This is a genomic window from Lysinibacillus sphaericus (assembly GCF_002982115.1).
In the GTDB taxonomy this organism is placed as follows: domain Bacteria; phylum Bacillota; class Bacilli; order Bacillales_A; family Planococcaceae; genus Lysinibacillus; species Lysinibacillus sphaericus.
In genome coordinates, this window is the sequence record NZ_CP019980.1 from 1,515,475 (window position 1) to 1,538,119 (window position 22,645).

At 38.1% G+C, this 22,645-nt stretch carries 21 protein-coding genes; 16 read left to right on the top strand and 5 right to left on the bottom strand.

Translation table 11 applies throughout. The features are described 5' to 3' along the window. Positions 1–120: 120 nt before the first annotated feature. Positions 121–1,401 (bottom strand): replication-associated recombination protein A, encoded by a 1,281-nt coding sequence (locus tag LS41612_RS07560; RefSeq protein WP_024363130.1) that lies wholly within the window; start codon positions 1,399–1,401, stop codon positions 121–123. 135 nt (positions 1,402–1,536) lie between these two features. Here LS41612_RS07560 and cymR point away from each other — a divergent pair, with 135 nt between their 5' ends. The 4 genes from cymR (at position 1,537) to LS41612_RS07580 (ending at position 5,257) form a co-directional block, all read left to right on the top strand. Beyond that, a complete protein-coding gene (cymR, locus tag LS41612_RS07565; protein WP_024363129.1) occupies positions 1,537–1,956 on the top strand; it encodes a cysteine metabolism transcriptional regulator CymR in 420 nt (139 codons plus the stop codon). Positions 1,957–2,108: 152 nt separating this feature from the next. Continuing rightward, the gene (locus tag LS41612_RS07570) at positions 2,109–3,254 is read left to right on the top strand and encodes a cysteine desulfurase family protein (protein WP_024363128.1); all 1,146 of its coding nucleotides are present in this window, start codon (positions 2,109–2,111) and stop codon (positions 3,252–3,254) included. Between the two features lie 105 nt (positions 3,255–3,359). Beyond that, the gene (mnmA, locus tag LS41612_RS07575) at positions 3,360–4,484 is read left to right on the top strand and encodes a tRNA 2-thiouridine(34) synthase MnmA (RefSeq protein WP_024363127.1); all 1,125 of its coding nucleotides are present in this window, start codon (positions 3,360–3,362) and stop codon (positions 4,482–4,484) included. A 113-nt stretch (positions 4,485–4,597) separates the two neighbouring features. Then, positions 4,598–5,257, top strand: coding sequence for a tetratricopeptide repeat protein (locus LS41612_RS07580; protein WP_024363126.1), 660 nt, complete (start codon positions 4,598–4,600; stop codon positions 5,255–5,257). Positions 5,258–5,501: 244 nt separating this feature from the next. On the opposite strand, the gene LS41612_RS07585 is transcribed toward LS41612_RS07580, so the two are convergent. The 3 genes from LS41612_RS07585 to hisA all read right to left on the bottom strand — a co-directional run bounded on the left by LS41612_RS07585 (position 5,502) and on the right by hisA (position 7,542). Further along, entirely contained in the window at positions 5,502–6,242 is a 741-nt protein-coding gene (locus LS41612_RS07585) for a GTP pyrophosphokinase (RefSeq protein WP_024363125.1), read from the bottom strand. 248 nt (positions 6,243–6,490) lie between these two features. Beyond that, positions 6,491–6,778 carry a hypothetical protein gene (locus tag LS41612_RS07590; protein WP_024363124.1) on the bottom strand — a complete coding sequence of 96 codons (288 nt, stop codon included), beginning with the start codon at positions 6,776–6,778 and terminating at the stop codon, positions 6,491–6,493. Further along, on the bottom strand, positions 6,775–7,542 hold the full coding sequence (gene hisA / locus LS41612_RS07595; protein WP_024363123.1) for a phosphoribosylformimino-5-aminoimidazole carboxamide ribotide isomerase: 768 nt from the start codon (positions 7,540–7,542) through the stop codon (positions 6,775–6,777). The genes LS41612_RS07590 and hisA overlap by 4 nt, the downstream gene beginning before the upstream one ends. A gap of 193 nt (positions 7,543–7,735) precedes the next feature. On the opposite strand from hisA, the gene recD2 reads away from it, so the two are divergent. Together recD2 and LS41612_RS07605 are read left to right on the top strand one after the other, a co-directional pair. Next, on the top strand, positions 7,736–10,180 hold the full coding sequence (gene recD2 / locus LS41612_RS07600; protein WP_024363122.1) for an SF1B family DNA helicase RecD2: 2,445 nt from the start codon (positions 7,736–7,738) through the stop codon (positions 10,178–10,180). Between the two features lie 28 nt (positions 10,181–10,208). Further along, the gene (locus LS41612_RS07605; protein WP_024363121.1) at positions 10,209–11,918 is read left to right on the top strand and encodes a polysaccharide deacetylase family protein; all 1,710 of its coding nucleotides are present in this window, start codon (positions 10,209–10,211) and stop codon (positions 11,916–11,918) included. A 120-nt stretch (positions 11,919–12,038) separates the two neighbouring features. On the opposite strand, the gene LS41612_RS07610 is transcribed toward LS41612_RS07605, so the two are convergent. Continuing rightward, positions 12,039–12,227: a hypothetical protein gene (locus tag LS41612_RS07610; protein ID WP_024363120.1), complete on the bottom strand. Its 189-nt coding sequence runs from the start codon at positions 12,225–12,227 to the stop codon at positions 12,039–12,041. A 350-nt stretch (positions 12,228–12,577) separates the two neighbouring features. Between LS41612_RS07610 and hpaB the strand changes: the two genes are divergently transcribed. The 10 genes from hpaB to LS41612_RS07660 all read left to right on the top strand — a co-directional run bounded on the left by hpaB (position 12,578) and on the right by LS41612_RS07660 (position 22,639). Beyond that, a complete protein-coding gene (hpaB, locus tag LS41612_RS07615) occupies positions 12,578–14,014 on the top strand; it encodes a 4-hydroxyphenylacetate 3-monooxygenase, oxygenase component (RefSeq protein ID WP_024363119.1) in 1,437 nt (478 codons plus the stop codon). Between the two features lie 433 nt (positions 14,015–14,447). Continuing rightward, a complete protein-coding gene (gene alaS / locus LS41612_RS07620) occupies positions 14,448–17,108 on the top strand; it encodes an alanine--tRNA ligase (protein WP_024363118.1) in 2,661 nt (886 codons plus the stop codon). A gap of 87 nt (positions 17,109–17,195) precedes the next feature. Beyond that, a complete protein-coding gene (locus LS41612_RS07625) occupies positions 17,196–17,462 on the top strand; it encodes an IreB family regulatory phosphoprotein (RefSeq protein WP_024363117.1) in 267 nt (88 codons plus the stop codon). Between the two features lie 2 nt (positions 17,463–17,464). Continuing rightward, on the top strand, positions 17,465–17,881 hold the full coding sequence (gene ruvX / locus LS41612_RS07630) for a Holliday junction resolvase RuvX (protein ID WP_024363116.1): 417 nt from the start codon (positions 17,465–17,467) through the stop codon (positions 17,879–17,881). Positions 17,882–17,898: 17 nt separating this feature from the next. Continuing rightward, positions 17,899–18,207 carry a DUF1292 domain-containing protein gene (locus LS41612_RS07635; RefSeq protein WP_024363115.1) on the top strand — a complete coding sequence of 103 codons (309 nt, stop codon included), beginning with the start codon at positions 17,899–17,901 and terminating at the stop codon, positions 18,205–18,207. 129 nt (positions 18,208–18,336) lie between these two features. After that, complete coding sequence (locus LS41612_RS07640; protein ID WP_024363114.1) at positions 18,337–18,864, top strand: DUF1292 domain-containing protein; 528 nt, start codon at positions 18,337–18,339, stop codon at positions 18,862–18,864. Positions 18,865–19,258: 394 nt separating this feature from the next. Continuing rightward, on the top strand, positions 19,259–20,065 hold the full coding sequence (locus tag LS41612_RS07645) for a MetQ/NlpA family ABC transporter substrate-binding protein (protein ID WP_024363113.1): 807 nt from the start codon (positions 19,259–19,261) through the stop codon (positions 20,063–20,065). Positions 20,066–20,113: 48 nt separating this feature from the next. Beyond that, a complete protein-coding gene (locus LS41612_RS07650) occupies positions 20,114–21,193 on the top strand; it encodes a methionine ABC transporter ATP-binding protein (RefSeq protein WP_024363112.1) in 1,080 nt (359 codons plus the stop codon). Next, entirely contained in the window at positions 21,135–21,788 is a 654-nt protein-coding gene (locus LS41612_RS07655; protein ID WP_024363111.1) for a methionine ABC transporter permease, read from the top strand. Before LS41612_RS07650 ends, LS41612_RS07655 begins: the two co-directional genes overlap by 59 nt. 14 nt (positions 21,789–21,802) lie before the next feature. Further along, positions 21,803–22,639, top strand: coding sequence for a MetQ/NlpA family ABC transporter substrate-binding protein (locus LS41612_RS07660; RefSeq protein ID WP_024363110.1), 837 nt, complete (start codon positions 21,803–21,805; stop codon positions 22,637–22,639). Positions 22,640–22,645: the final 6 nt, after the last annotated feature.

The following is a 22,645-nucleotide window of genomic DNA, read 5'->3' on the forward strand; positions in this document are numbered from 1 at the left end:
GTAGACAAACAAAGAATGTCCTGTTGTCTACAGTTTTTCTTTTGAGAGAAGCCGATGACTGCTTTGAAGCCTTGCAGGCATGGCTTCAACAAATTTTCATAATTGTTTCAGTGCCTGGCACTAATTATGGAATGATTTAAGCTTGTTGTATATACTTGCCATCCGTTTTTCCTCTCCTGCAATAACGGGCTTATAAAACTCTGTCCCTACAAGTTCATCTGGTAAATATTGTTGGTCTACCCAGCCACCAAATGTCCCAATAGGGTTGTTATGCGGATATTGGTAGCCCACATGCCCTAAATCTTTGGCACCTTCATAATGTGTATCGCGTAAATGTAGCGGAATCTCTCCTGTTTTACCTGCATGGATGCTTGCAATTGCAGCATCTATTGCGGAAATGGCTGAATTTGATTTTGATGCAAGGCACATTTCAATAACAGCGCTAGCAAGTGGAATCCGTGCTTCAGGTAACCCTAGACGCTCTGCTGCCTGAATAGCTGCAAGCATATGTGTACCAACTTGAGGGTTAGCAAGACCAATATCTTCGTACGCCATAACAAGGAGTCGGCGACTTACGGCAACTAAATCACCTGTTTCAAGTAAATGTGCTAAATAATACAACGCTGCATTTGTATCACTGCCACGGACGGATTTTTGCAAAGCCGAGAGCAAGTTATAGAAATGTGAACCATTCTTATCTCCGTAGACACCAATTCGACCAATCAAATGTTCTAAAATATGGTCAGAAGCAATCGTTTGTCCGTTCACTTCATCACTTGCATAATAAAGCGACTCTAGCAAAGTTAATGCCTTGCGTGCATCTCCGTGAGCTGCAGTGGCGATTTGCTCGATTTGAGTTGCTGTTAGTACAAAATGATATTTCCCTAGTCCCCGTTTGTCATCAGCAAGTGCTTTTTGAATAAGTTCTACTAAGTTAGCTGTAGTTAATTTTTTTAACTGATGAATTTCACCGCAACGCGAACGAATGGCTGGGTTAACATCATGATAGGGGTTTTCTGTTGTAGCCCCGATTAAAACGATAGAGCCATTTTCTACATGTGGTAATAAAGTATCCTGCTGTAATTTATTGAAGCGATGAATCTCATCCAAAAACAATAAGACTTTTCCTGAAATTCTCGCTTCTTGTACAATATCTTCAACATCCTTTTTGCCAGCACGTGTTGCATTTAGTGCAAAAAAAGGGAGTTTTGAGCTACCTGCGATGGCATTGGCTATCGATGTCTTCCCTATACCTGGCTCACCGTACAGTAGCATAGAAGGAACATGTCCATTTTGAATCATTTTATATAAAGCCGTATCAGGACCGACAAAATCTTGTTGACCAACGATTTCATCAAGCGTTAATGGACGCATCCGATAAGCGAGTGGTTCATTATGCAAAACATTATCCCCTTTCGTACGTTTGTTCTAAATTATAGTATATCATAACCTTCCAAGAGTATTTCCGAGTTCTTCAAGAGGAGATTATGATATACTGTTGGTAGTATTTTGACTAGACTAATTGAGGGTGATAAAATGAAAATTTCTACAAAAGGCCGTTATGGTCTCACGATTATGATTGAATTGGCAAAACATTATGGAGAAGGTCCAATTCCGCTTCGTAAAATTGCTGCTGAAAAAGAGCTTTCGGAAGCGTACCTAGAGCAACTTGTGTCTCCATTACGTAATTCAGGATTGGTAAAAAGTGTACGTGGAGCGTATGGCGGTTATATGCTAGCGAATCCACCTAGTGAGATTTCAGCAGCAAACGTTATCAGTGTATTAGAAGGGCCAATCCAGCCTGTAGAAGGTATTGAAAATGAGGAAGCACCTCAACGAGAGCTATGGCTACGAATTCGTGATGCAGTAAAAAATGTATTAGATACTACGACTATTGAAGATCTAGCTCAGTATACAGAGGAAAATGTAGTAGACGGCTATATGTTCTATATTTAATTTTATTAGACTAAAGCACCTCCAACGGTTTATATGCTGCCATGTTTTCGCCACTCTGCATGTTGTGCAAAGATGGACCATTTAACATGCAGCGTTTTCGCCTCTTGGGAATAGACAGTACTTTAGTGTTTTTGTATAAAGGAGTTTTCAACATGAATGCAAACATCTATCTTGATCATGCGGCTACATCTCCGATGAATGACAAGGTAATAGACGCCATGACTTTAGCGATGCGTAATGTATTTGGCAATGCATCGAGTATTCACGGCGCTGGGCGTGAGGCGCGAAAATATTTAGATCAGGCACGTGATATATTGGCACAATCCATTGGAGCAAAGCCAACGGAAATTATTTTAACAAGTGGCGGTACGGAAGCGGATAATACGGCAATTATTGGCACAGCTAATGCTCGTGCTCATGAAGGTAAGCATATTATTACAACTCAGATTGAGCATCATGCGGTGTTACATACTTGTGAGAAGTTGGAGAAAGATGGCTTTGAAGTGACCTATTTACCAGTAGATGCCAACGGGCGCATAACTGTAGAAGCGGTGCGACAAGCGCTACGTGAAGATACAATTTTAGTAACAATTATGTACGGGAATAACGAAGTGGGTTCAATTCAACCAATTGCTGAAATTGGTCAGTTGTTACGGGAACATAAAGCGACGTTCCATACGGATGCCGTACAGGCTTACGGCTTAGAAAACATTGATGTAACTGCTTTGCAGGTTGATTTATTAAGTGTCTCAGCGCACAAAATTAATGGACCAAAAGGAATTGGTTTCCTTTATCAAAAGACAGGTACACCACTTGCAAGCTATGCATTTGGCGGTTCACAAGAGAAAAAACGTCGTGCAGGTACGGAAAATATTCCTGCTGCTATTGGCTTTGCTACAGCTGCTCAAAATGCAAGTGAGTTGCGCGAAAGTAAGCGAGCACTGTACAATCGCTTTAAACAAATTATGTTGGATGTTTTTTCACATGAAAAGTTAGCATTTCATGTCAATGGTGATCCTCAAAATGTCCTGCCGCACGTATTAAATATTAGTTTTGCTAATATGGAGGTAGAGTCATTTTTAGTGAACCTAGATATGGCTGGCATTTACGCATCCAGTGGCTCTGCCTGCACAGCAGGTACTATTGATCCTTCACATGTGTTAGTAGCGATGTATGGAAAAGGGGCAGATGAGTTGCGAAACTCTATTCGCTTTAGCTTTGGCCAAGGACTAACTGAAGAAGATGTACGTCAAGCAGCAGAAAAAACAGCTACGATTGTGAAAAAATTGGCAAAATAATTTGCTACAAAAGATAACTTTAAACCCTTATCAAAGAAGCTTTTACTATAAATAAAGCCAAAAAGTAAGGTTTAAATGAATTGAATAAAAGAAAAGGTGACCACAATGATCGAAACACGTGACCCATCACAAATCCGTGTCGTCGTCGGCATGTCAGGTGGGGTAGACTCTTCCGTTGCTGCCTATTTGTTAAAGCAACAAGGGTATGAAGTAATTGGTATTTTTATGAAAAACTGGGATGATACAGACGAAAATGGCGTTTGTACCGCGACAGAAGATTACGAAGATGTAATTAAAGTATGTAATCAAATCGGTATTCCTTATTATGCTGTCAATTTTGAAAAGCAATATTGGGATAAAGTTTTCACATACTTTTTAGAAGAATATAAAGCGGGACGCACACCAAACCCGGATGTAATGTGCAATAAAGAAATTAAATTTAAAGCATTCCTAGAGCATGCCATGAATCTTGGTGCAGATTATCTAGCAACAGGTCACTATGCACGTATTGATCGCAGTGGGGATGGCGAAGTACGTATGCTTCGTGGTGTAGATGATAATAAGGACCAAACGTATTTCCTTAACCAACTATCACAGGAGCAATTAGCGCATGTTATGTTCCCAATTGGGGATATCGAGAAAAAAGAAGTGCGTAAAATTGCAGAAGAAGCAGGGCTTGCTACAGCTAAGAAAAAGGATTCAACAGGTATTTGCTTTATCGGAGAGCGTAATTTCAAAGAGTTTTTAAGTCAATATTTACCTGCTCAACCTGGCAAAATGGAAACGATGGATGGCGTAGTAATGGGGCAACATGATGGGTTAATGTACTATACATTAGGTCAACGTCATGGTCTTGGCATAGGTGGAGACGGTGAGCCATGGTTTGTCCTTGGAAAAGATTTAGAACGTAATGTGTTGCTTGTCGGTCAAGGATTCCACCATGATGCTTTATACTCAACATCGCTAACAGCAGTAAAAATGGGCTATACTTCGACAAAAAAATTGCCCGGGAAATTTTCTTGTACTGCGAAATTCCGCTATCGTCAAACAGATACTCCTGTAGAGGTAGAAATTTTAGAAGATGGTCGTACACATATTGTGTTTGCAGAACCTGTACGTGCTATAACACCTGGACAGGCTGTTGTTTTATATGACGGTGAAGTTTGCTTAGGTGGCGGTACAATTGATGAAGTTTTTAAAAACAATGAAAAACTAACATACGTTGGATAACTCGCGAAAAAGACTGCGACGCTAAACTTTAAAGTGCATCGAGCAAATAACCTTGGTGTACACGAAAGAGCGATCAGATGTGCAGTCTTTTCGCTACATAGAGGTGAAATGATTTGGATTTTAACGAGCAAGGAATACTAGCGTTTCAAGAGAAACGTTATGAGGATGCTGCACAGCTTTTTACCAAAGCAATTGAAGCAGAGCCTGAAAATGCAATTGGCTATGTGAATTTTGGGAATTTATTGGCGGTCTTAGAAGATACAGAACGAGCAGAGCGTTTTTTTCAAAAAGCAATTACTGTAGATGAAACGGCAGCTACAGCTTATTATGGTTTAGCTAATTTATATTATAATGCGGAACGTTATGCCGAGGCGTTAAAACTTTATGAACAAGCTGTGAAGCATAAAATTGCAGGTGCGGATGTTTATTATATGATGGGCAAGTGCTTTGAACGAATGGAAAATCCGAAGCTTGCTTTGCCATACTTACAACGTGCGGCAGAAATTGCACCAGAGGATACACAAATTCGCCTAGCATATGCAATCGTGCTCTGTGCATTAGAAATGTTCGAGGAAGGTAAGAAGGAGTTAGATTATTTAATCGAACAGGATTGGAATAATGCAGATGCTCATTATAACTTAGGTGTGCTGTATGCTGTATCCACTGAACAAACAGAAGATGCGATGTACCATTTAAAGCAGGCATTTACCATTCAACCTGAATACGATCAAGCTCGTTATATTTACGATATGATTGCACAACGATTTAATTAAAGCGGGCGAGACAAAACTTGAAGAGATGAAACAAGGACAAAGTTGTCAGCCATTCTTTCTTTTGCAAGAATAGAACGCTAGTTGATGGTAGCGAAGGCAGACTCCTGCTCGGGCATTTCGCGCACTAGCGAGGGTTGCGGCTTACTGTACTGAGCGGAAAGCGCCGTCGAAGCAGGCATCAATGGTAACAAAAAAGTGATAGATTGACGGCAGTCAATCTATCACTTTTTATTTGCTTGAGTCATTATTTGTTGTCTTTAACTGCGCTGTCAAATGTCAGTTGTGATAAGTATTGTGCTAAATGCGCAATAGGTGTTGTGTCTAACAGGGACGATTCAGTATCATTAGCCTTTAAAATATTGATTTCTTTATTGAGACGTTCCATTTTACGATCTAATTCAGCAGCTTGTAATGCCGCTTCTTTTAGTTCCTTACGAATATGTGCAGGCACTTCCTTATTGTATTTATAGTAAATTTTATGCTCGAGACTTGCCCAAAAATCCATTGCAATCGTTCGTATTTGAATTTCCGTATAGACTTTTTCCATTCGATCGGACATGAAAATTGGAATTTTAATAATAAGATGTAGGCTTTGATAGCCATTCTCTTTTGGATACGCGATGTAGTCTTTTACGTCCACTATTTCAATATCATTTTGTGCTTGCAACATCGCACTTACTTTATAAATATCTTCTACAAAGGAGCACGTAATACGGACGCCTGCTATATCCCGAATATTTTCGCGAATACTATCGATGGCAGGTGTCAGCTCTTTTTTCTTCATCTTTAATAAGATGCTTTTTGGTGACTTCACTCGAGTGGAGACATGTTCAATTGGATTATATTCGTGCATAAGCTTAAATTCTTCTTGCAAAATATTGATTTTTGTTTCCACTTCGTTTAACGCAAATTTATAAGCTAGGAAGAAGCGAGTAAGTTCTGTTTGGAGTGTTTTAATAGTTGTGGCTTCAAGTTCATTTGTCATCTTAAAAAATCCTTTCTTTTAGTGCGAGGTAGGACACGTATTGGTTAATTGGCTACAACATATGTATTTCTCTTTCTTAGCTTAACAAAAAGGACGGGAAATTAGAAATTTACACTCTACGAAAAGGTGTAATTTCTTGTTAGTATGTCCTGTTTCCACTCATTGCTGTGCAAGATGCATTTTCTTCAAAAAAAAGACAACATACTTTAAGAGAAAACACTCAAGTATGTTGTCTATAGTTTGGGTTATTATACAATAATTTTTGCATTTAAATTGTAACGCTTATTGAATTCTTCAACAAAAATTTGCAAGTCGATATAAGTGCCAATATATGGCTCATTTTCTTGATCGCGTAGGAAACTACAAGTTGCTTTTAATGATTTTGAAAACTCAAGTAGCATTTGTTCATTATCAAGTTGAATCTGTAATGATAAGGAATCATCTAACGTGTTAACTTTGAAATATTTGCCATCAATAATCCGTTCTAAATTGGTTTCTCTAAATGGAAAAACATAATCTTTATAGATAAGTTTCACAGTATCCCGCCTTTTTTACAATAGTTCACAACTTCCGTATAAGGTAAATCTCCACCAAAAATAGAAAGTGAGCTACCGATTGTGACATGTAGCTTTCCATTTGAAATGGCTTTGAATTTTTCTAAGTCCTCTAAAGAACGAACGCCACCTGCATAGGTTGTTGGAATAGATGTCCAAGCTGCTAAATCTCGCACTAAGCTTTCCTGCATCCCACCTTTTTTTCCTTCAACATCCACTGCATGAATCAATAGTTCATCACAAAATTCTTCAATGTAGGAAATGTTTTGTGGGTTGACTTCAAAATCACTAAATTTTGTCCATTTATCTGTGACTACAAACCACTTTCCATCACGCATCCGGCAACTTAAATCGATTACAAGATGTTTTTTACCGATTAGCTTAACGAGTTGCTCTAAGCGATTGACGTCGAGTTGTCCATCATGAAAGATAAACGATGTCACGATTACATGCGAAGCACCTGCATCTATGTACTTTTTAGCGTTTTCAGTCGTTATGCCACCGCCGACTTGTAATCCTCCTGGGTACGCTGTTAAGGCTGCTAGTGCGGCTTGTTCATTGCCACTACCAAGCATAATAACATGCCCGCCTACTAATTGATCTTTTGCAAACATGTTGGCATAATAACTAGGCTCATATTCTGAAATGAAGTTTTCGATAACTTCTTGATCTGCATATCCTAGCGTGCTTCCAACAATTTGTTTTACTTTGCCATCATGTAAATCGATGCAAGGTCTAAATTCCACTAGCTTCACAATCCTTCCAAACAACAAATTCTTACTGTATATCATAGCATGCTTAGTGTTAAAATAGCCGTAATTCATCATTTGTCAAAATAATGTTAAAAAATTTGAGGATTTTCTAGATAAAACGATTTTTCTTCATGCGCTGTGGTAAAATAATAGGATTGAAATATACAAGCAAGGAGACGAATCGATAATGACAGAAAATCTAGATTTATTTGAACTGAATAAGCTATTTATTCTTGGACGTCCGATTGTCTCTATTTTCCATAATGTTCAAAATATGTATTCTATTGTGCGCGTGAAAATTCAAGAAACAAATTTGCAATATGAAGATAAGGAAATTATTGTCGTTGGTTATTTCCCACAATTGCAAATGGACGAACAATATCGTTTTACAGGAACGATGAGACAGCATCCAAAATATGGTGTACAATTTCAAGTTGAAACCTTTACAAAAGAAGTGCCCGCAACTGAGCAAGGTATCGTTCATTATTTATCGAGTGATTTATTTGTTGGTATTGGAAAAAAAACGGCTGAAACAATTGTAGAGAAACTTGGACCCAATACAATCCGTCTTATATTAGAAGACCCGAATGTCCTTGATGGTGTACCACGACTATCTGCTGAAAAAAAGGAAGTTATTCATCGTACCATTGAGCAAAATCTTGGATTGGAACGGGTTATGATTCAGTTAAATGAATGGGGATTTGGCCCGCAGCTCGGTATGAAAATATATCAAACATATCGTACAGAGACGATTGATTTTTTAACTGAAAACCCTTATCGACTCATTGAAGATGTGGACGGTGTCGGTTTCTTTCGGGCAGATGAGCTTGGTGCAAAATTAGGTATTACAGGCAATCATCCTGACCGTATTAAGGCGGCTATTTTACATATTCTAAATACAGCAGCGTTATCGGATGGTCATGTATTTTTAGATGCGGAACATGTATTACCACAAGTGAAAGATATGCTGGAGCAAAGTCAACGCCAAGAAATACCATACGAAGCAATTTCCAAGGCATGTATCGATTTGCGTGAGGAAAATAAAATCTATGGTGAAGAAACGAGACTATATTTGCCATCTCTATATTTTTCGGAGATTGGTATTGCCTCAAAAATAATTGCGCTAACGGAACGCAATAGTCAAGCGAAGCATTTTAGTAAAGATGAAATTCGCAAGGCAATCGGCGAAACAGAAGCATTGTTAAGTGTCACATATGCAGAAACACAAGCTTTTGCAATTGAACAAGCACTTAATTCAGCTGTCATGATTTTAACAGGTGGTCCTGGTACAGGAAAAACGACGGTTGTTAGGGGCATTGTTGAAGTATATGCCAAACTTCACGGCCTTGCACTAAATCCAAAGGAATATGCGCAAAAAGAAGAGCCGTTCCCTATTATTTTATGTGCACCAACAGGTCGTGCAGCTAAACGTCTAGCTGAGTCTACGGAACTACCTGCGATGACCATCCACCGCTTATTAGGCTTTACAGGTCAGGAGAAAGAGGAAGAAACGGAGCGAGAGGTTACTGGAAAACTGATCATTGTCGATGAAATGTCCATGGTAGATACATGGCTTGCCCATCAATTATTAAAATCATTACATGAGGATGTGCAAGTTGTTTTTGTTGGCGATCAAGATCAGCTACCGCCAGTAGGTCCAGGACAAGTGCTCAAAGATTTACTTGCTTCGCAACAAATACCGACTGTTGAACTGACAGATGTTTATCGTCAGGCGGAAGGTTCAACCATTATTGAACTCGCCCATCAGATTAAACGTGGTACAATTCCAAATGATCTAACGATGAAAACATCGGATCGTTCCTTTATTAAAGCTTCTTCAGAGCAAGTGGCAAATGTTGTAACACAAGTTGTGAAAAGTGCAGTAGCAAAAGGGCAAGAAATCCGAAATATCCAAGTTTTAGCACCGATGTATAAAGGACCAGCCGGAATCGATAACTTAAATAAATTGATTCAAGCGCTTGTCAATCCGAATGATACTGGTACAAGAAAGGAACTTGTCTTTGGTGATGTAACGTATCGCATAAAGGATAAAGTATTACAGCTTGTAAACCAGCCAGAAAGCAATGTTTTTAATGGGGATATGGGTGAAGTCATTAGTATTATTAAAGCAAAGGAAACGGTGGAGAAGCAGGATTTACTTGTCGTGTCTTTTGATGGAATTGAAGTAACTTATCAGCGCAGCGATCTTAATCAATTAACATTGGCTTATTGTTGCTCCATTCATAAATCACAAGGTTCAGAATTTCAAACGGTGATTATGCCAGTGGTGCGTGGCTATTCGAAAATGCTACGTCGTAATTTATTATATACTGGTATTACACGTGCGAAAAATTTCTTAATTTTATGTGGTGAACCAGATGTGCTAGCTAGCGGTTTACAACGAACAGACGATTTACAACGCTTCACGTCTCTGCGCGCACGACTTAACCCAATGGAAGCATCTAATGAGGTTATATTAGTGGAGGAGACGCAAACGCAACAAAATGAAGAGAACAATCAACAAGAGGATGCTACGACTGTGCTACAGCTAACGGTCGAAACCTTACCATCCATCCATCCAATGATTGGAATGGATGGCATATCTCCATATGATTTTATGGATGAATCATAAGAAAAATTAGTTTTATGAGGTGAAGAAATTGAAACGCATTGTGTACTTGCTCCTATTCATGCTGCTATTACCATTCGTGCACAAGGTACATGCCAGTAGTATAGTTATTCAAGTGAATGAGGAAGCAACTGTCTTTGATAATCGTTCAGGCTCACTTGAACAAGTAGGAACATTATCAGCAGGACAAACATTTGAAGTGACAAAAGATTATGGGCCTAATTGGTGGCAAATTCGTTGGGGAGGTAACTACGGTTATGTAGATAAACGATACACGACTGTTGTTCCATCCAAGACATATCAAAATAACGTACCTTCTGTTGTCAAAGTAAAAGATTACATTGTAGCAACAAAGGTAACACCTGTTTATGATAATACCGGTAACAAACTAGTGCAATTTGCAACATTATCGGAAGGTGTTCGTTTCCCCTTATATAGTAAAATGGGCAGTTGGTACGGAATTGCTGTGAACGGACGACTGGGTTTTGTACATAGTAATTTTGTTACAGAAGAAAAAGGGCAGGACACCACTGATCCATCAACAAAGCCGGTTGAAAAACCTACGCCGACACCACCAACATCACCAACAACCCCGCCAAGTAAACAAAATGGCTATATTGAAGCGTTGGAAAATGCTGTTCTCTATGATCTTCGTCGAGAACAACCAATGTCGATTGCGACACTGTTAAAAGGGCAACAGTTAGAAATTGCCAATGTTATAGATGAAATGTATGTTCAAGTCCGGTGGGGCAAAACGTTCCTTTATGTGGAAAAATCAAAAATAAAATTTGTCAATACGCCGTCTTTTAAAAATAGCGGTAATGATAATGCAGTAAAAAATCAGTATTTCATCCCAATATCAGGGAATAATGAAATTTACGATCGAACAGCGAAAAAATTACAGCCATTTGCAAAGTTGGATGTAAATCGACGCTACCCCATTTTACGAAAAGAGCAGAATTGGTATGTTACGACAATAGGTGGACGTGAAGGTTATATTCACAGTTCTAAGGTAGCATTAGATCGTGGCGTACCTGTTATGATGTACCATCATTTCTTAAAGGAGAATGAATTAGGACGCTTTAAAAATGTAAGTACAACGATAACAGATACCCAATTTGCTCATGAAATGAAGTATTTGAAAGATAAAAAATATGAAACGGTTAGTACGGATGATTTAGTGCGCTTTATGCGCAATGAAATTACATTGCCTGCTTATTCCATTGTTTTGACATTTGATGATGGTTTATTATCTACAAGAGAATATGCCTATCCAATATTAAAAAATTATGGATTTCAAGCAACTCAATTTTTAATTACGTATCGCAATGAATATTCACCTGCAGAACAACTGTTTAATTATAATGATTTACAAGCACTGTCAAAACAAGATATGGATTATATGCAAGATGTCTTTACGTTTGAATCGCACACCTATAATTTACACGATATGATTGGAAATAAAGGGAAAATGTTGTTGATTCCTTACCATGAGGTCGTAGAAGATTTAAAGCGCAGTTTAACGTTTATACCGAATGCAAAAGCCTTTGCCTATCCATTTGGTCAATATAATGCCAATATTATTTATGCGGTGAAAGAAGCTGGGTTTACAATGGCATTTTCAACAAAGCCTGGCTACAACAATCCATATGATGATATCTACCAAATTAAACGCCTTTACAGCGATCAACAAACGAGCTTAGCGCAGTTCAAAAAAATGGTATCACCTTTTGCGCAATAAAAGAGCGTGGACTGGACTAACTGCTTTTCGACGAAAAACTATATGTACAAAAAACAAACCCGCATCTTCAGGGAAGATGCGGGTTTGTTTTGTAGTAGATGTTATTTCAAAAGGATGGGATTAATGCAAGCCGATTAAGTGATGTTTTACCACTTCATATGCTTGGCAAACATTTTCGTATTGATCTTGTTCTTTTGCAATCATATCAGAAGCAATAGAGAACAATAAATTTTCTTCATTATGATCTTCCATTTGGTTCATTAAAGCTGCTTCCATTTGAGCTACATAGGAAATAATTTGTGTATTCATTTTTATTTTCTCCTTTATTGGACAAATGATGTTTTTCTTTTCTTGATGTCTATATCTTACTCCAGTTAGTCAAAAGAAATCTAGAAAGTTGTACTAATGAAATGAGGTATTTTGATGAATGTGACACAAAAATGAACTTGTTTGAAAAGTGCTTTTTGAAACCGTTTTTATCTAAAATCACTGATAATTCAAGCTTTATCGTCAATTTTGTTGTGTATTATTAAACTAGTACAGTTTGCTGTGAAATAACGATTGATATAGTACAGATAAGTAGTTGTGGAACGAAAAAACGTAAAAGTTCATATACTACATGGAATGAAAACATAGGTAACTTTTTTAGGGGTGAATGTATGCCAATAATAACAGGCCAGCAGTATATTAAGCGCATCGATGCATTGCAAACGCATATCTCAATAGATGGCGCAGTCGTTACGGGAAAGGTTTCAGAACATCCAGCATTTAAAGGCGTAATGCAAAGTCAAGCAAAGCTTTTTGATTTGCAGCATGATGAGTCGTTACATGATAGCTTGACCTATGTATCACCAAAGAGTAATGAACGAGTAGGTATGTCTTTTCTACAAGTGACAAAGGTTGAAGATTTAGTAACAAGACGTCAAGCTGCGCGAGAGTGGGCTTTATCTAATCATGGCTTAATGGGAAGAAGTCCTGATTATATGAACACTACTTTAATGGCATTAGCATCTGCCGCTGAATATTTAAAAGATAAGCCAAATTGCTTTCCAGATCATCTGCTAAATTTTTATGAATATGCACGTGAAAATGATTTGACGATGACACATACGTTTATTGAGCCACAAGTAAACCGTCAACGATATCATTATGAAGATGAAGAGGTCATCATTGCGGCTAAAATTGTAGGGAAAACAACTCAAGGACTGGTAATTAAAGGGGCAAGATTGCTTGCCACACAAGGTGGCATTACAGACGAACTACTTGTTTTATCAACAAATGGCTTTGATAAGGAAAAAGGGTTTGGTTTTTCCATACCAAGTGATACGAAAGGATTGAAATTTTTATGTAGACAGTCATTTGTCGGAGGGGAATCAACGTTCGATCATCCTTTAAGCGCACGCTTTGAGGAAATGGATGCGATTGTTGTCTTTGATGATGTCGTGGTACCGTGGGAGCGCGTTTTTTATTATGAAAATAATGAGGTTGCCAATAACTTCATGAATGTGAGTGGCTTCCAAGCATATACTTTACATCAAGTATTGTCCCGACAAATTGCTAAAACAGAATTTGTTTTAGGTGTTGTCCAATCAATTGTTAATACAATCAATATTGGCGAATACCAACATGTACAGCAAAAAGTAGTGGAAATCATTGTAACATTAGAAACGATGAAAGCTTTATTGCTCAAATCCGAACTAGAAGCTAAAAGAGACGACTTTGGTTATATAAGACCTGACCATCCAACATTACAGGTAGCCATTCAAATTTTCCCTAAAGTCTATCCAACCTTTACAGAAATCATTCAATTATTAGGTGCAAGTGGCTTAATGTCAATCCCGAGTGAAAAAGCATTTGGCGCAGATGATGGGGATTTGGAGCATTATTTACAATCATTTAGGGATGGTGGAGAGGAGCGTGTCAAAAAATTCCGTTTAGCATGGGATTTAACGATGAGTAGTTTTGGCACGAGACAAACGCTATATGAGCGATATTTCTTTGGAGACCCAGTACGTTTATCGAGCTTACTCTACCAATCGTATAATCGGGAGCCATTTATACAAAGAGTAGAAAATTTCTTAAAAAATAAAGATTAAGCGCTATTCGAAATGTTGTACTTTGGTTAATCTTAGATAGCTAATATATTTTTTAGCTGACTGCCATCATTTCATATCAATATAGAAATGCAATGATTGACAGAAGGCCATAATTTTTTTATAATGTGCGTTAGAAAATAGAAAAAACGATGATGGAACAAGTACGTATTTGTGCGTGTAGAAGAAAGGGATTTCTAGGCTGAAAAAATCCTCACGTCAACAAGTGCCGAAAGCTACTCCAGAGTGCAGCTAATCCCTGCCGTTCACTTACGTTACAAGTGCTAAAGAGGTAAGTATACACAATACTTACAACTAGGGTGGTACCGCGAGACAATATACAAAGTCCTCGTCCCTTTTTGGGGATGAGGGCTTTTTTATGCGTATAAGCGGCTTCATATCGTAATTTTACACTATTAGAGGAGGAACTTTTCACATGAAAGCAGTAGAAATTCGCCGTATGTATTTAGAATTCTTTAAAGAAAAAGGACATCACCATGAACCATCAGCACCTCTTGTGCCAATTAATGACCCTTCATTACTTTGGATTAACTCGGGTGTAGCAACATTAAAACCTTATTTTGATGGTCGTATTATTCCTGATAATCCGCGTATTACGAATGCACAAAAATCGATTCGTACGAACGATATTGAAAACGTAGGGAAAACAGCACGTCACCATACATTCTTTGAAATGTTAGGTAACTTTTCTATTGGTGATTACTTCAAAAAAGAAGCAATTCATTACGCTTGGGAATTTTTAACGGATAAAAAGTGGATGGGCTTTGATCCTGAACTTTTATCGATTACCATCCACCCAGAAGACCAAGAAGCATATGACGTATGGCATAACGAAATTGGCATTCCAGAAGAACGTTTAATTCGATTAGAAGGGAATTTCTGGGATATCGGGGAAGGTCCATCTGGTCCAAACTCTGAAATTTTCTACGATCGTGGAGAAGAATATGGTGCAGATGAAAATGATCCAGAAATGTATCCTGGCGGAGAAAACGAACGTTATTTAGAAGTTTGGAACTTAGTGTTCTCTCAATTTAACCATAATCCTGATGGTACTTATACACCATTACCAAAGCAAAACATTGATACAGGGATGGGACTAGAACGTATTGTATCAGTTGTACAAAATGTTCCAACAAACTTTGATACGGATTTATTTATGCCAATCATTGAAAAAATTGAACAATTTGCCAATCGCAAATACAAGCGTCCTGGTGAAGTCTCGTTAAGTGAAATCTTCGGTTCAGAAGAAGACATTAATACACCATTCAAAGTGATTGCAGACCATATCCGTACTGTGGCATTTGCTATCGGGGATGGCGCTCTTCCTTCAAATGAAGGTCGTGGTTATGTATTGCGTCGTTTACTACGTCGTGCAGTACGTTACGCTAAACAAATTGGTATCGAAAAACCATTTATGTTTGAATTAGTACCAACAGTTGGACAAATTATGGTGGATTTCTACCCAGAAGTTACGGAGAAATGTGAATTTATCCAACGTGTGATTAAAAACGAGGAAATTCGTTTCCATGAAACATTAGATGGTGGTCTTGCTATTTTTAATGAAGTTGTAGAAGCACAAAAAGCAGCGGGTCATGATTATATTCCTGGAGCAGATGCATTCCGTCTTTACGACACATATGGCTTCCCAATCGAGTTAACAGAAGAATATGCAGAAGAAGTAGGCATGAAAGTGGATCATGAAGGATTCGAAGTGTCAATGAATGAACAACGTGAACGTGCGCGTGCAGCTCGTCAAGATGTGGATTCAATGCAAGTACAAAATGAAGTGCTAGCAAACTTAACCGTTGCAAGTGAATTCGTTGGCTATGATACATTATTAGTAGAAACGGAAGTTGCAGCAATGATTGTCAACGGACAAGTCGCGAAGGTCGCTTCAGAAGGTCAAGAAGCTTTAGTTGTCTTAGCAAAAACACCGTTTTACGCTGAAATGGGTGGACAGATTGCTGATAGTGGTGTAATTTCCAATGACGGCTTTACAGCAATCGTTAAGGATGTTCAAAAAGCACCAAATGGACAACCGTTACACACAGTTCTTGTTGAATCAGGTGAAATGCATGTTGAAGATGCAGTAAAAGCGGTAGTTAATCGCAGTGAACGTAATCTCATCATTAAAAACCATACAGCAACGCACATTATGCAACGTGCGTTAAAAGACGTATTAGGTGACCATGTTAACCAAGCAGGTTCTTATGTTGGTCCTGATCGATTACGATTCGACTTCTCTCACTTCGGTCAAGTAACTAAAGAAGAGTTACAACAAATTGAACGTATTGTAAATGAAAAAGTGTGGGAAGATATTGAAGTCGTGATTGAAGAAAAGGCGATTGATGAAGCGAGAGCAATGGGGGCAATGGCATTATTCGGCGAAAAATACGGTGATATTGTGCGCGTCGTTTCCATTGGCGATTATTCAATCGAACTTTGTGGTGGTATCCATGTAAAACGTTCTTCTGAAATTGGCTTCTTTAAAATTGTATCAGAAGGTGGTATTGGCGCAGGAACGCGTCGTATCGAGGCTGTGACTGGAAAAGTGGCATATGAGGCGGTTAAAGAAGAAGAGGCGCTATTAAATGATGCAGCAGCATTATTAAAAGCAAATCCGAAAGATATTGTCACTAAAGTTCATGCGCTACAAGCAGACTACAAAGAATTACAACGTGAAAATGAAGGATTATCACAAAAAATTGCCAATGCACAAGCAGGTGCTATTGTAGATGCAGCCCAAACATTTGGTGATGTGACAGTACTTTCAACGAAAGTTGAAGCGAAAGACAATAACCAACTGCGTCAAATGATGGATGACCTAAAAGGTAAAATGACAAAAGCTGTTGTTGTCCTAGGTGCTATTGATGGCGATAAAGTCATGTTATGTGCAGGTGTAACGAAAGATTTAGTGGGTGGCAATTACCATGCAGGAAATATTGTGAAAATGGTGGCAGAAGCTTGTGGCGGTAAAGGCGGCGGTCGTCCAGATATGGCGATGGCAGGTGCTAAAGATGCTTCAAAACTTGATGAAGCGCTATTTTCTGTGTATGATTACGTTAAATCCATTTAATTAATACGTCAAATCGGTTATAATAAAGAGAAATCGGAGATGAGCTTCTTTGCACATCTCCTTATTTCTGAAAGCGAGGTGCTGGTCATGAGTTCATTTGATCAAACGATGAAATTTAATTTTCCAGAAGAATCAATGGAACAGGAAGTCAAGCAGGTAATGTTGAAAGTACATTCTTCATTAGAGGAAAAGGGATATAATCCTATCAATCAGATTGTCGGTTACTTACTTTCTGGTGATCCGGCGTATATTCCTCGCCATCAGGATGCTCGTAATTTAATTCGCAAGCTAGAGCGTGACGAAATTCTAGAAGAGCTTGTTAAATTTTATATTAAAAAGAATAACGAGGGCTAGAAATGAGAATTATGGGATTAGACGTTGGGTCGAAAACAGTCGGTGTTGCCATTAGTGATGCACTTGGCTGGACGGCTCAAGGTATTGAAACCGTAAAAATTGATGAAGCAAATGGCGAATTCGGCATCGACCGTATTGCTGAGCTAGTGAAGGAATATACTATCACTGAATTTGTTGTAGGATTCCCGAAAAACATGAATAATACGGTAGGACCACGTGGTGAAGCTTCTGAAAACTATAAAAAGTTATTAGAAGAGACATTTTCACTGCCGGTTAAACTTTGGGATGAGCGTTTAACGACGATGGCTGCCGAGCGCATGCTAATCGAAGCGGACGTAAGTCGCAAAAAACGCAAGCAAGTCATTGATAAAATGGCTGCTGTGATGATTTTACAAGGCTATCTAGATAGCAAAAACTAATTAATGAGGTGGCAAACATGGCTCACGAGCATAACCATGAAGAAGAATTACACGTACAACACATTACAGTGATTGACGAAAACGGAAACGAGCAACTTTGCGAAGTAATTCACGTACACGAGTCTCCTGAATTCGGTAAATCTTATGTATTTTACTCAATGGTAGGAGCAGAAGAAGATGAAGACGGCTCTGTAGAAATCTTCGTATCATCATTTGTACCTTCTGAAAACGGTGAAGATGGCGAATTAACACCGATTGAAACAGAAGCAGAGTGGGACATGGTAGAAGACGTTTTAAACGCTTTAGAGGACGAAGACGAAGAGTAATTGTTTTCATTTTAAAGTGTAAAGAACAAGGATGGCAAAAGCGGTCCTTGTTCTTTTTTTACGCCAATCAACTTGGACGTACAAGGGCAAGAACTAAAACAATCAGCTCATTTGTAAGGAGGAAGTTAAATGAACGAGGAAACACAAGAATTTATTATTATCGGAGAAAATGGTCAAGAGCAAACATGCCGAGTTGTATTTACATTTGATGCCGAGGAAAAATCATATGTATTGTTCTCACTGATAGATGAAAAGGGGCAAGAAATTCCTGGTGATATTTCAGCGATGACATTCGATTATGATGATAACAGCGGGGAAATGATTAATTTGCAACCTGTGGAAACGGATACTGAATGGGAAATGATTAATGAAGTTGTATTAACACTGTTAGATGAATTTCAGGAGGAACCACAGCTTATAACCGTGACGAATGAAGATGGCACAGATCAGGTGTGCGAGGTTATTCATACATTTGCTTCTGAACAATTTGGCAAATCATATGTACTTTATGTTGCTGTTTCAGAAGAACCAATGGAGGAACGTGATATTTTCGCTGCCCAATATGTACCTGGACCAGATGGAACGATTGAGGACTTACTACCGATTGAAACAGATGCAGAATGGGAATTCGTAGAAGATATTTTAAATGACTTATAAAAAAACATACTCAAAGTATAACTTTGAGTATGTTTTTTTATATATGAGTGCCAGTCACTCAAACAATTTGCTACGATGTCTAATAGAAAATTTCTATCTGAAGCTAAAAAGGATTCTATCGTCCAACGAATATTGTGTTTAGTAGAGAGAAAAACGTGTGTAACATACAGAAAACAAGGGAATCTTCCCCTGCAAGATTACATAAAGATTGATACATGGGAAAAACAAGAAAAAATAGCATTGACCAATTACAAGTAAACGGATAAGATTTGTTGTAATAAAAACAGAAAATTTCAAATAGTTTATTTTAAGAGAATTATTCAACTGTACATGAAATGCTCTATATTTATTTGTAATTAAACCAAGTAAATTAATAAAAATAGGAGGATATAATATGAAAAAATTATGGTTATGGTTTGCTAGCGTGTTAATCATTGTCCTTGCTGGCTGTACAGATTCGAAGCAGGTAAAACAAGACGACGTTGTTACATTAAATGTAGGGGCTGCAAGTGTTCCTCATGCGGAAGTATTAGAATATTTAGCGGAAGATCTTGCACAAGATGGTGTGAAATTAAATATTTCCATATTAAAAGATGCTGTCCAAACCAATCAACAAACAGCGGACGGTGAACTTGATTTCAACTATTTTCAGCACATTCCGTTTTTAGAACAGACGAATAAAGAAAGTAATCTAGATTTGGTAAGTGTCAAAGGTATTCACATTGAGCCATTCGGAGTCTATTCAAAAACAATTCACGATATAAAGGATTTACCACAAAATGCAAAAGTAGCTGTGCCAAATGACATTGTCAATTTTTCACGCGCATTACTACTGTTTGAACATAATGACCTTATCCAATTAGATGATGCAAAGGACAGTGATTTCACAGTTGAGGATATTACAAAAAATGAAAAGAATATTCAGTTTATAGGTGTTGATCCATTGTTATTAGTGCGCTCATTAGATGATGTAGACGCGTCTGCTATCAATACGAATTACGCATTAGAAGGAGGTTATAATCCACTTGAGGATGCACTTATTATGGAAGGGCCGGAGTCACCTTATGTCAATATTATTGCAACGACGAAAGAAAAACAGCAAGATGCTGCCATTCAAAAAGTAGTGAAATGGCTGACAAGTGAAAAGGCGAGAAAATTTTTTGAAGATCAATATAAAGGGGCTGTCGTTCCAGTATTTTAGCATGTTGAACAGATTATACGGATTCAAGTGCATAGGAGGGAAATCTGAATGATTGAATTTATAAATACGACGAAGGAATTTCATGTTGGGCAAGCGACTGTGAAGGCGTTAAATCACATTAATTTAACTATTCAGAAAGGCGATATATTTGGCGTAATTGGCTTTAGTGGGGCTGGGAAAAGTACTTTACTTCGCACAGTGAATTTATTAGAAGAGCCGACATCTGGTGAAGTGCTTGTCAATGGTAAAAATTTAACCAAACTAAGCAAAAAACAATTGCGGGAGGAAAAGAAAAATATTGGAATGATTTTTCAACACTTTAATCTCCTCCACTCTAAAACGGTTTTTGATAATGTGGCAATGCCTTTAGTGTTAAGTGGTGCTAACAAATCGAAAATAGCAGCTCAAGTGCAAGAAGTCTTAACATTTGTCGGCTTGCAAGATAAGGCGCATCGCTTTATTGATGAATTATCAGGTGGTCAAAAGCAACGTGTAGGGATTGCAAGAGCATTAATTACAAAGCCGACAATTTTATTATGCGATGAAGCGACATCTGCTCTGGACCCCCAAACAACAAAATCTATTTTAGCGTTGCTCAAGCGTGTCAATAGTGAATATGGCATTACCATTTTGATGATTACACATGAAATGGAAGTGATTCGAGATATATGTAATCGTGTGGCGGTAATGGAGAACGGGCAAATAATAGAAGAAGACAATGTCCTACACATTTTTTCTGCACCAAAGCAAGACACAACGAAAAACTTTGTGCAATCAGTTGTTCGAAATGAAGTACCGCAATCTGTTTATGAGCAATTGAATGTCATCGATGGTTCGAAACGAATTTACAATATGAAATTTATTGGGGTGGATGTCGGTCAGCCTGTTGTATCACAAGTAGCCAAGAAATTCGCGGTCGATGTCAATGTACTATTTGGCAATATTACGGAGCTACAGGGCATTCCATTCGGTCATTTAATTGTAGAGCTAGTGGGTTCAGCTCCAGAGATTCAAAAGGCGTTTTTATATATTCAAAGTAAAAATATTCATATGGAGGAGGTCGTTGCACATGAAGGTGAGCACACAGGTTATCATCGACGCACTGTTGGATACGCTGTACATGGTTAGCATTTCATTAATTTTTGGCGCTATTTTAGGGTTTATATTAGGCATCGTTTTAGTTGTTACGCGCAAAGGGCACATACTTGAAAATAAAATTATTTTCTCGATTGTCAATCCAGTTGTCAATACGTTACGATCTATTCCTTTCATTATTTTATTAGTAGCTATCATTCCATTTACACGTCTACTTGTTGGGACAGCGATTGGCACAACTGCTGCTATCGTACCACTTGTCTTGCATATTGGACCGTATATTTCAAGATTAATTGAAAATTCTCTGCTTGAGGTAGATGAAGGCATCATTGAAGCGGCAAAAGCAATGGGAGCTTCTCCATTTCAAATTATTCATAAGTTTTTACTTCCTGAAGCCTTCCCATCTTTAATTTTAAGCGTCACAACAGCAACGATTGGACTTATCGGGGCAACAGCAATGGCAGGAGCAGTTGGTGGAGGAGGTCTTGGGGATGTTGCCATAACTTATGGCTACCAACGCTTTGATAATGTAACCATTCTCGTGACAGTTGTACTATTAGTCGTTGTTGTCCAAATTATTCAAAGTATCGGCAATACCATTGAAAGAAAGCTGCGAAGAGTAGCTTAAAAGGAGAGCTAGCAATGAAGAAAATACAGTATATTATCGGACTCTTGTCATTATTATTTTTACTTGTAGCATGTACAAAGGCTGAGGAAAACGATGTTGTGAAGGTTGGCATTCGCAGCTCGGAAATCAAAACGTGGGAATATATAAAAGAACAAGCAACAAAGGAACATATACATTTAGAATTAGTGACATTTTCGGCACAGTATGATCCCAATCAAGCATTAGCAGAAGGTGAAGTCGATATAAATGCTTTCCAACATGTCGCATATTTAAATTTATTTAATAAGAATAACGGCACAGATTTACAAGCGATTGGCACAACGATTATGGCGCCCATCGGCTTGTATTCGAACAAATACAAACGGATAGAAGAGATAAAGGATGGGGCTAAAATTGCAGTGCCAAATGATCCTTCCAATTGGGGGCGAGCATTGTTACTGCTGCAAGAATATGACCTGTTAACGGTTACCGATAATTTTGATGGCAATGGAGGCGAAGATCGTATACAAGACAATCCTAAAAATTTAACGATTGTGCCCGTAGATGGGGCGACGACGCCTCGTGTCATGGAGGATACTGATTTTGCGGTTATTAATAATGGAGTAGCTGTTGAAGCAGGCTTGCTTTTAAAGGATGCGATTATTCATGAAAATGAAACAGCAAAGCCTTTTATTAATGTCATAGTAGCAAAGCCTGAAGATAAGGACAACGCAACATTGAAAAAAATTGTGGAGATATATCAGCGTAAAGAAACAGCAGATTTTGTCTCTAACATTTCAAAGGGGAACTATATTCCTGTCAACATGCCATTGGATGAACTAGCAACATGGAAGACGTTTTATTCATATTAAAAGGAG

Bases quoted from the DNA above. Each gene is read 5' to 3' on its own strand.
- cymR (WP_024363129.1), top strand. From the start codon at position 1,537: ATGAAAATTTCTACAAAAGGCCGTTATGGTCTCACGATTATGATTGAA.
- LS41612_RS07570 (WP_024363128.1), top strand. From the start codon at position 2,109: ATGAATGCAAACATCTATCTTGATCATGCGGCTACATCTCCGATGAAT.
- mnmA (WP_024363127.1), top strand. From the start codon at position 3,360: ATGATCGAAACACGTGACCCATCACAAATCCGTGTCGTCGTCGGCATG.
- LS41612_RS07585 (WP_024363125.1), bottom strand. From the start codon at position 6,242: ATGACAAATGAACTTGAAGCCACAACTATTAAAACACTCCAAACAGAA.
- recD2 (WP_024363122.1), top strand. From the start codon at position 7,736: ATGACAGAAAATCTAGATTTATTTGAACTGAATAAGCTATTTATTCTT.
- LS41612_RS07610 (WP_024363120.1), bottom strand. From the start codon at position 12,227: ATGAATACACAAATTATTTCCTATGTAGCTCAAATGGAAGCAGCTTTA.
- hpaB (WP_024363119.1), top strand. From the start codon at position 12,578: ATGCCAATAATAACAGGCCAGCAGTATATTAAGCGCATCGATGCATTG.
- alaS (WP_024363118.1), top strand. From the start codon at position 14,448: ATGAAAGCAGTAGAAATTCGCCGTATGTATTTAGAATTCTTTAAAGAA.
- LS41612_RS07625 (WP_024363117.1), top strand. From the start codon at position 17,196: ATGAGTTCATTTGATCAAACGATGAAATTTAATTTTCCAGAAGAATCA.
- ruvX (WP_024363116.1), top strand. From the start codon at position 17,465: ATGAGAATTATGGGATTAGACGTTGGGTCGAAAACAGTCGGTGTTGCC.
- LS41612_RS07635 (WP_024363115.1), top strand. From the start codon at position 17,899: ATGGCTCACGAGCATAACCATGAAGAAGAATTACACGTACAACACATT.
- LS41612_RS07640 (WP_024363114.1), top strand. From the start codon at position 18,337: ATGAACGAGGAAACACAAGAATTTATTATTATCGGAGAAAATGGTCAA.
- LS41612_RS07645 (WP_024363113.1), top strand. From the start codon at position 19,259: ATGAAAAAATTATGGTTATGGTTTGCTAGCGTGTTAATCATTGTCCTT.
- LS41612_RS07650 (WP_024363112.1), top strand. From the start codon at position 20,114: ATGATTGAATTTATAAATACGACGAAGGAATTTCATGTTGGGCAAGCG.
- LS41612_RS07655 (WP_024363111.1), top strand. From the start codon at position 21,135: ATGAAGGTGAGCACACAGGTTATCATCGACGCACTGTTGGATACGCTG.
- LS41612_RS07660 (WP_024363110.1), top strand. From the start codon at position 21,803: ATGAAGAAAATACAGTATATTATCGGACTCTTGTCATTATTATTTTTA.